Raw genomic sequence first — 7,837 nt, 5'->3', positions numbered from 1 at the left:
ANTTTTATAGTTAATTATTCTAGAAATCTTTGCTTAGATTTTTTAAATAGTCATAAAAATCCATGGATAGTAACGAATGAAGTCTCGCAAGCTTGGCTGAATATAAATCAAAAAGGAGAAAATTATGAATAAGAAAGAATGGGTAAAACAATTTGAGGAGGCGAATGGTTGCAAGCCAACTGCATCAGAATTAGCAGAGGCGCAGTCAACTAAAAAGTTTGCGAGAGGAACTAGAAATATCAAAATCTATATTGGGATAGTCCTCTGTATTTTGGTTGCTATAATCCTAGTAAGTGTTTTCTCGCATTCTCTGATTGGAAAGAAAGAATCAAATCAAGCATCGTCTTCAGTTTCAACTACAGCGACAACAAGTCAAGCGTCTACAAGCCAAGGAAAAACAGATGAGACTGATAAGGTTAAACAAGAGGAAATTCAGAAACTCAAGGATCAACTGGCTGCTTTAGATACCAAAATTACTGAAGCAGAAGCACTTGTTAGCAAGTTAAAGAAAGAAACTACCGTTTCAAAACTCGATATTGAAGCAATCAAGAACAATGATTTGTCTAGTTTAGAAGGTACTTGGCGTAGTCAATCTGGTAATGAATACATTATTAAGAATTCTGGAGAAGTAGATGCGACTTGGTTTACAAATGATCAAAAGTACGAATCTGTAGTTGGATTAAAGGTATCAAAAGGTCAAGATAGTCGTAACCCTGAGACAGCTTCTATCAGTGCATGGGTAAAAGATTCTGTTGCTGGAGGATTTGTAGTAGTTGCTGTTCCAAGTGGAGTTGTTATGCAACCTGGTGATGATGGAAAGATTACGGATAAAAGCAATCATGCTGAGGAAAGACTTTTTTCTGGACAACAATATGAAGCGATGTTAATGAAACCAGAAGATGTATACTATCGTGTGAAACCAGATACCAGTAAACTTGAGGAAGAAGAAAAGAACTTAGCTAAACTGCAAGCTGATCGTGAAGCAATCAAATCTTCTCTAGAATCTAAGGAAAAGAAAAACTAGTTTAGAATCTAACTTTAGATTATCTTAGTTCAGAAATGCCCTTGTACTCGGCAGAATCAAGAAGCCCATTAGGGCTTCTTTTTCTTTTATCACGACTATTCAACCACTTAGACAGAGATATTGACCAGATAGGCAAAAGGGCTTGTTCTTGAAAAATTCCTCTGCTATAATGATTCATGTAAGGGCGTGAGGGGTCAATATCAGACAACTCAAGAACCAAAAAAAGAAAATGGAGACAAAAAAATGAAAAAATTATTGGGACTTGTATTTTTAGTAGCAGCAGCGCTAGTATTGTATTTCGGATCTGTTGGCTGGCCAAGTTTGGATGTAAACCTCTGGTCACTCATTCCGGTAGGATTGTTCCTCTATTTCACGCTAGAAAACTTTTTGAAAAAAGACTACAAGGCTAGCTTGATGTGCTTGATTATCGCCTTTATCATTGCGAATGCTATTTTTGATCTATTGCCAATTTCAAGTGGTTTGGTGATTGGTGCCGGTGTGCTAGCTTGTGTAGGACTTGGCTACCTCTTTCCTGATAAAGATAAAAAAGAAGGCAAATAAAAAGTCTCGAGATTTCTCGAGACTTTTTTTACTGACCAGCATAATATTTTTGAATCCCTTTTACGATGCCTGCGACCAGTTTATCTTGGTAGTGGCTATCTCTGATTTGTTGGTTTTCGGAGAAATTATCCATATAACCAAGCTCTAGGAGAACGGCTGGTTTGGCTGTTTCGCGTAGTACGGCATAGCTGCTCTCCAATAAGCCAGCATCCTTGGCTCCTGTTTCTGCTAGAAGAGAGGAGTGGATGGCAGCGGCGAGGCGTTTGCTTTCACTCATACGATCAGAGTGATTGTGCCAGTATTGATTAATCTTACTTGGATAATCAGGTTCATCTCTATAGGAGTAGGTTTGAATACCGCTTGCTTTTGAGTAGGTATTACCAGTAGCGTTGAAGTGAATACTGATAAAAATATCCGAGTTGGTCTTATTAACCATACGAGAACGTTCGGTAACAAAGTCAACGTCAATATCGCTATCACGAGAGGTGAGGACCTTGTAGCCCAGTTCTTCTAACTTAGCGCGAAGTTTGCGGTAAATCTGCATGTTGAGATCTTTTTCAGCGACATTGTAGTAAAAGGCACCAGAATCTTGACCACCATGTCCAGGATCTAGGAAGATGGTATTGCTGTATTGACCTTTTGTAAATCCACCTTCAGTTGAAACTTCAGAAATCCATTGGCCGTATTTTTGGAACAAGTGTTCCTTGCCGTNTATCTTGTAAGTTCCTGAAACATAATGTCCACTATCGTCCAGATAGTAACGAGCCTTGTAATAGTTGTCGTAAATCCACTCATTCTTGGCCATATAACCGCCAGACTTGAGGTAGTATGCCCCAATCCACTCCTGATTTGCATAACGGCCATCCGCTTTTAGATAGAACCAGCTATTGTAGGATTTATCAAAAATCCACTCTTTTTCCGCCATGGCTCCACTGGCTTTGAGGTAGTAGCTTTCTTTCCATTGATTGGAAAGCATGACTCCATTTTGTTCAAAAGCATACCAAGAACCATTGATTTTTTTCCAAGTGTTCAGAGCTAGTCGTCCAGAGGAATCAGCATAATACCATTGGTTGTCCAAATTGGTCCAGCTATTTTCTACCATAACCCCATCTTGGTCAAAGGCATAGCCTTTGTAGATAGTAGAATGAAGACGATTACCATCTTGATCGAAGTAGTACCATTTGCCTTGGATTTGTTTCCATTTGAGGACAGGCTGATTGTTTTCATAGAAACGCCACTGCTTGTTTTCTTCCTGCCATCCTTCTTTTTTAGGGGCTTCTTCTTTTGTCTTGTCTTTTGGAAGTGATGCAACCTCCTCTTCAGTTTTAGTTGAAAGATCTTTCTTATCTTCCTTAGAGTTGCTTTGTTCGGTGGTAGCAGGAGGATTAGCGTTGCTTTCCTCTGCGTAGATAGGTGCTTGGGTCAATCCTGCCATTGAAAGGACAACAGCACTTGCCAATATAAACTTTTTCAACGATATTCTCCAATCATTATTTTCTAAGAAATATTATAAAATATGTCTGATGGTTTATCAACTATCAAACTGAACTTCTTCTACTAAGTATTCGATAAAGCGTTCACCCATCTTAGACAGGCTGGTTTTTTCATGCTGGATATAGACTAGTTCAATCGGGTCGTCAATGTCCAGTGGAATGGAAACGATATTGTCTCCGTTGAGGTTGCTGTTCAAAATCCCTGTTGCAATGGTGTAACCATCCAAACCAATCAAGAGGTTAAAGAGGGTGGCGCGGTCACTGACAACAATGGATTTCTTGTGGTGCTCTTGTGAAAGAATCTCCTCTGAAAAGTAGAAGGAATTGTGCGTCCCCTGGTCATAACTCAGATAAGGAAAGTCTTCCAAATCAGCCAGTTTGACCTTATCTTTTTTAGCTAGAGGGTTGGTCTTGCTGACAAAGATATGGGGTTGAGCGGTAAAGAGGTGGTGAGTTAAGAGGTGGTTGTCATCTAGCATTTTCGTTAAAACATCGCGGTTGTAGCTGTTTAAAAAGAGGACACCGACCTCGCTACGGAAGTTCTTGACGTCATCGATAATCTCCCAAGTCCGAGTTTCACGAAGGAAGAGCTCGTATTTCTCCATATCACTTTTCTTGAGCAGAGAGACAAAGGCATTGACTACAAAGGCATAGTGCTGAGAGGAAACGCTGAAAAGTTCGCGGTGGGCGATAGGATTTTTATAGCGTTCCTCAAGAAGCTGCGTTTGCTCAACGACCTGACGGGCATAGGAGAGAAACTCCATCCCATCACGGGTTAAGGTAATGCCCTTGGGATTGCGGATAAAGATTTCAATACCCATTTCATTTTCCAAGTCTCGAACGGCATTAGAGAGACTGGGTTGGGTGATAAAGAGTTGCTTGGCTGCCTCATTCATAGAGCCAGTTTCGACGATTTTGATAATATAGTGTAGTTGTTGAATTCTCATGTTTTTATTGTACCACACTTGCGGAAGAATGGGCAATGAAGACGAAGAAAATAGGGGGAAAGAGCCGGTCCAGTATTGAAAAAAAGTCTAGAATTTGCTAAAATGGAAGCTATGAAAACATTCTATGATGTGCAGCAATTTCTCAAACAGTTTGGCATTATTATTTACATGGGGAAGCGCTTGTATGATATTGAACTGATGAAGCTCGAACTCTCTCGGATCTATGATGCAGGTCTGATGGATAAGCTAGACTATCTAGAGGCGGAAGCTGTTCTTCGTAGAGAGCACAAGATAGAATTAGACTACATAGAGAAAAATGGAGATAAGAACTAATGATTACTTGGATTTTGTGGGCACTTATACTGGCAATGGTGGCATGGATGGGTTATAACTACCTTCGTATTCGTCGTGCGGCTAAGATTGTGGACAATACAGAATTTGAAGCCTTGATTCGAAAAGGGCAGTTGATTGATGTCCGCGACCCAGCAGAATTTCACAGAAAACATATCCTCGGAGCTCGCAATATTCCTTCAAATCAGTTGAAGTCAAGCCTTGCAGCCCTTCGAAAGGATAAACCTGTCCTTCTCTACGAAAACCAACGCGGACAACGAGTGACCAATGCAGCACTTTATCTGAAAAAACAAGGCTTCTCTGAGATTTATATCCTTTCTTATGGGTTGGATTCTTGGATTGGGATGGTCAAGACTAGCTAAGGTTCTGTTAAAAACTGTCGAATGAGTGATAAAGCTTGCATTTTATGGTATCATCATTTATATTAATTTTAAGGAGATTTTGTAATATGAATTCACAACAAAAGAAAAAACCTTCACTTATTTTAGGTATCTTATCTATCGTCCTTGGTTTGCTATCTCCAATAGTGGGTCTGATTTAGGGATCATAGGATTGGTCTTGGCTTTTTCATACCAAAAAGAATCTGGACTGGACTATAAAACAGAAAAAATTCTCAACATCGTAGGACTTGTAGTTTCTGTTCTTAACTGGATTCTAGCAATCGCAATCTTTTTTAGATAAGCAAAAAACAAAAAAGCTTTAAATTTAAAGCTTTTTTGTTTTATCCACTTTTCTCTAAGTATTTTTTAATCTTCTCTAATTCTTTTTGGTTTAAGAATCGGTATTGCCCTTCTACTAGTTCTGGGTCTAATGTAAAATCACCGAATTGGACGCGTTTTAAGGTAGTCACCTTGACACCAACTGAAAGGAACATTTTTTTGACCTGATGAAACTTCCCTTCAGAGATAGTGATGGAGGCACGGCTCCCTGTTGGGCTTGCGGACAGAATGTCTAGTTTTGCAGGTTTACAAGTAGTCCCATCTAAAAAGACAATTCCCTCTTTGAATTTTTGGATATGTTCTGGTGTGAGCAGTCCGTTGACCACCACTTGATAGGATTTATCGACATGGTACTGGGGATGAAGAAGCTGAAAACCAAGAGGTCCGTTGTCTGTCAGAAGGAGCAGTCCCGTTGTGTCACGGTCTAATCTGCCGACAGCATAGAGCTGGTCAGACTGGATGTCAGGTGGAAGGAGGTCCATGACGGTTGGTAGGTCCTTATCCTGACTGGCTGTCACCACTCCACCTGGTTTATGAAGCATGAGGTAGGTGTGCTTGTATCCTTGAATCTGCCGTCCTTGAAAAACTAGTTTCTGCAATCCAGTATCGACATTTTGAGCGAGTGAGCTGGCTGGACAATCATCTACTAGGATTTCTTTTTTTAATAGAGCCTGTTTCATAGACTTGCGACTGATTTTTTCTTGGGCTAATAATCTATCTAAACGCATACCAGCTTATCTTATCATAAGTCTCTGACTTTGAAAAGAGTTGCCTTGACTAGAAAAGCAGAGTGAAAACATTTACACTTAGCTGAACTGTGATTTTTGAATGAGACTGTGGTATAATTGTTCAGTTAGAAATAAAAATTTAAATATTAGAGGAAATCATGACAAAACTAAGAGAAGATATCCGTAACATTGCGATTATCGCCCACGTTGACCACGGGAAAACAACCCTCGTTGACGAATTATTGAAACAATCAGAAACGCTTGATGCACGTACTGAATTGGCAGAGCGTGCTATGGACTCAAACGATATCGAAAAAGAGCGTGGAATTACCATCCTTGCTAAAAATACAGCCGTTGCTTACAACGGAACTCGTATCAACATCATGGACACACCAGGACACGCGGACTTCGGTGGAGAAGTTGAGCGTATCATGAAAATGGTTGACGGTGTCGTTTTGGTCGTAGATGCCTACGAAGGAACCATGCCACAGACTCGTTTCGTATTGAAAAAAGCCTTGGAACAAGACCTTGTCCCAATCGTGGTTGTCAACAAAATCGATAAACCATCAGCTCGCCCAGCAGAAGTAGTGGACGAAGTCTTGGAACTCTTCATCGAGCTTGGCGCAGATGATGACCAGCTTGATTTCCCAGTTGTTTATGCTTCAGCTATCAACGGAACATCCTCCTTGTCAGATGATCCAGCTGATCAAGAAAAAACAATGGCGCCAATCTTTGACACCATCATCGACCATATCCCGGCTCCAGTGGATAACTCAGATGAGCCTTTGCAGTTCCAAGTGTCACTTTTGGACTACAACGACTTCGTAGGTCGTATCGGTATCGGTCGTGTCTTCCGTGGTAGTGTGAAAGTTGGGGACCAAGTTACCCTTTCTAAGCTAGATGGTACAACGAAGAACTTCCGTGTAACAAAACTCTTCGGTTTCTTTGGTTTGGAACGTCGTGAAATCCAAGAAGCCAAAGCAGGTGACTTGATTGCCGTATCCGGTATGGAAGATATCTTTGTTGGTGAAACTATTACTCCGACGGATGCCATTGAACCTCTTCCAATCCTACATATCGATGAACCAACTCTTCAAATGACCTTCTTGGTAAATAATTCACCATTTGCAGGTCGTGAAGGGAAATGGGTGACTTCTCGTAAGGTAGAAGAACGCTTGCAAGCAGAATTGCAAACAGACGTTTCCCTTCGTGTTGACCCAACGGATTCACCAGATAAATGGACTGTTTCAGGACGTGGAGAATTGCACTTGTCAATCCTGATTGAAACCATGCGTCGTGAGGGTTATGAACTTCAAGTATCTCGTCCAGAAGTTATCGTAAAAGAAATCGACGGTGTTAAATGTGAGCCATTTGAACGCGTGCAAATTGATACTCCTGAAGAATACCAAGGATCTGTTATCCAAAGCCTTTCTGAACGTAAGGGTGAAATGTTGGATATGATTTCAACTGGTAATGGTCAAACTCGTTTGGTCTTCCTAGTTCCAGCGCGTGGTTTGATCGGATACTCAACTGAGTTCTTGTCAATGACTCGTGGTTACGGTATCATGAACCATACCTTCGACCAATACTTGCCATTGATTCCGGGTGAAATTGGTGGACGTCACCGTGGTGCCCTTGTTTCTATCGATGCTGGTAAGGCTACAACTTACTCAATCATGTCTATCGAAGAACGCGGAACCATCTTCGTCAACCCAGGTACTGAGGTTTACGAAGGAATGATCATCGGTGAAAACTCTCGTGAAAACGACTTGACAGTTAACATCACTAAAGCGAAACAAATGACCAACGTCCGTTCAGCTACTAAGGACCAAACAGCAGTTATCAAGACACCTCGTATCTTGACCCTTGAAGAGTCTCTTGAGTTCTTGAATGACGATGAGTACATGGAAGTAACGCCTGAGTCTATCCGTTTGCGTAAGCAAATCCTCAATAAGGCAGAGCGCGAGAAAGCTAACAAAAAGAAAAAATCAGCTGAATAAGAGCTAGAAAGAGA

Annotated in this window: 8 protein-coding genes and 1 pseudogene; 6 read left to right on the top strand and 3 right to left on the bottom strand. The window is 40.9% G+C overall.

What is annotated here, in order from left to right; all coding sequences use genetic code 11:
• The first annotated feature begins 124 nt into the window (after window positions 1-124).
• Both D8847_RS04335 and D8847_RS04330 read left to right on the top strand, forming a co-directional pair.
• Window positions 125-1,024 carry a DUF6287 domain-containing protein gene (locus tag D8847_RS04335; RefSeq protein WP_001034432.1) on the top strand — a complete coding sequence of 300 codons (900 nt, stop codon included), beginning with the start codon at window positions 125-127 and terminating at the stop codon, window positions 1,022-1,024.
• 243 nt (window positions 1,025-1,267) lie between these two features.
• Window positions 1,268-1,585: a hypothetical protein gene (locus D8847_RS04330; RefSeq protein WP_000734660.1), complete on the top strand. Its 318-nt coding sequence runs from the start codon at window positions 1,268-1,270 to the stop codon at window positions 1,583-1,585.
• Between the two features lie 28 nt (window positions 1,586-1,613).
• On the opposite strand, the gene D8847_RS04325 is transcribed toward D8847_RS04330, so the two are convergent.
• Together D8847_RS04325 and D8847_RS04320 are read right to left on the bottom strand one after the other, a co-directional pair.
• Entirely contained in the window at window positions 1,614-3,059 is a 1,446-nt protein-coding gene (locus tag D8847_RS04325; protein ID WP_125840731.1) for an N-acetylmuramoyl-L-alanine amidase, read from the bottom strand.
• Window positions 3,060-3,116: 57 nt separating this feature from the next.
• The gene (locus D8847_RS04320; RefSeq protein ID WP_096421878.1) at window positions 3,117-4,025 is read right to left on the bottom strand and encodes a LysR family transcriptional regulator; all 909 of its coding nucleotides are present in this window, start codon (window positions 4,023-4,025) and stop codon (window positions 3,117-3,119) included.
• Window positions 4,026-4,127: 102 nt separating this feature from the next.
• On the opposite strand from D8847_RS04320, the gene D8847_RS04315 reads away from it, so the two are divergent.
• The 3 genes and pseudogenes from D8847_RS04315 to D8847_RS10770 all read left to right on the top strand — a co-directional run bounded on the left by D8847_RS04315 (window position 4,128) and on the right by D8847_RS10770 (window position 5,057).
• Window positions 4,128-4,358, top strand: coding sequence for a YqgQ family protein (locus D8847_RS04315; RefSeq protein WP_185757919.1), 231 nt, complete (start codon window positions 4,128-4,130; stop codon window positions 4,356-4,358).
• A complete protein-coding gene (locus tag D8847_RS04310; protein WP_125840730.1) occupies window positions 4,358-4,738 on the top strand; it encodes a rhodanese-like domain-containing protein in 381 nt (126 codons plus the stop codon). The genes D8847_RS04315 and D8847_RS04310 overlap by 1 nt, the downstream gene beginning before the upstream one ends.
• 86 nt (window positions 4,739-4,824) lie before the next feature.
• A pseudogene (locus tag D8847_RS10770) lies at window positions 4,825-5,057 on the top strand (DUF4190 domain-containing protein).
• Window positions 5,058-5,097: 40 nt separating this feature from the next.
• Here D8847_RS10770 and D8847_RS04305 read toward each other — a convergent pair.
• The gene (locus tag D8847_RS04305) at window positions 5,098-5,823 is read right to left on the bottom strand and encodes a 16S rRNA pseudouridine(516) synthase (protein ID WP_125840729.1); all 726 of its coding nucleotides are present in this window, start codon (window positions 5,821-5,823) and stop codon (window positions 5,098-5,100) included.
• Window positions 5,824-5,981: 158 nt separating this feature from the next.
• On the opposite strand from D8847_RS04305, the gene typA reads away from it, so the two are divergent.
• Window positions 5,982-7,823: a translational GTPase TypA gene (gene typA, locus D8847_RS04300; RefSeq protein WP_000164116.1), complete on the top strand. Its 1,842-nt coding sequence runs from the start codon at window positions 5,982-5,984 to the stop codon at window positions 7,821-7,823.
• Window positions 7,824-7,837: the final 14 nt, after the last annotated feature.

The sequence above is a fragment of the Streptococcus mitis genome (genome assembly GCF_003942795.1).
Lineage (GTDB): Bacteria > Bacillota > Bacilli > Lactobacillales > Streptococcaceae > Streptococcus > Streptococcus mitis_BJ.
The sequence above is the reverse complement of the archived record's forward strand: the minus strand, read 5'-3'. Positions and strand labels throughout refer to the sequence as shown.

Bases quoted from the DNA above. Each gene is read 5' to 3' on its own strand.
- D8847_RS04335 (WP_001034432.1), top strand. From the start codon at position 125: ATGAATAAGAAAGAATGGGTAAAACAATTTGAGGAGGCGAATGGTTGC.
- D8847_RS04330 (WP_000734660.1), top strand. From the start codon at position 1,268: ATGAAAAAATTATTGGGACTTGTATTTTTAGTAGCAGCAGCGCTAGTA.
- D8847_RS04320 (WP_096421878.1), bottom strand. From the start codon at position 4,025: ATGAGAATTCAACAACTACACTATATTATCAAAATCGTCGAAACTGGC.
- D8847_RS04315 (WP_185757919.1), top strand. From the start codon at position 4,128: ATGGAAGCTATGAAAACATTCTATGATGTGCAGCAATTTCTCAAACAG.
- D8847_RS04310 (WP_125840730.1), top strand. From the start codon at position 4,358: ATGATTACTTGGATTTTGTGGGCACTTATACTGGCAATGGTGGCATGG.
- D8847_RS04305 (WP_125840729.1), bottom strand. From the start codon at position 5,823: ATGCGTTTAGATAGATTATTAGCCCAAGAAAAAATCAGTCGCAAGTCT.
- typA (WP_000164116.1), top strand. From the start codon at position 5,982: ATGACAAAACTAAGAGAAGATATCCGTAACATTGCGATTATCGCCCAC.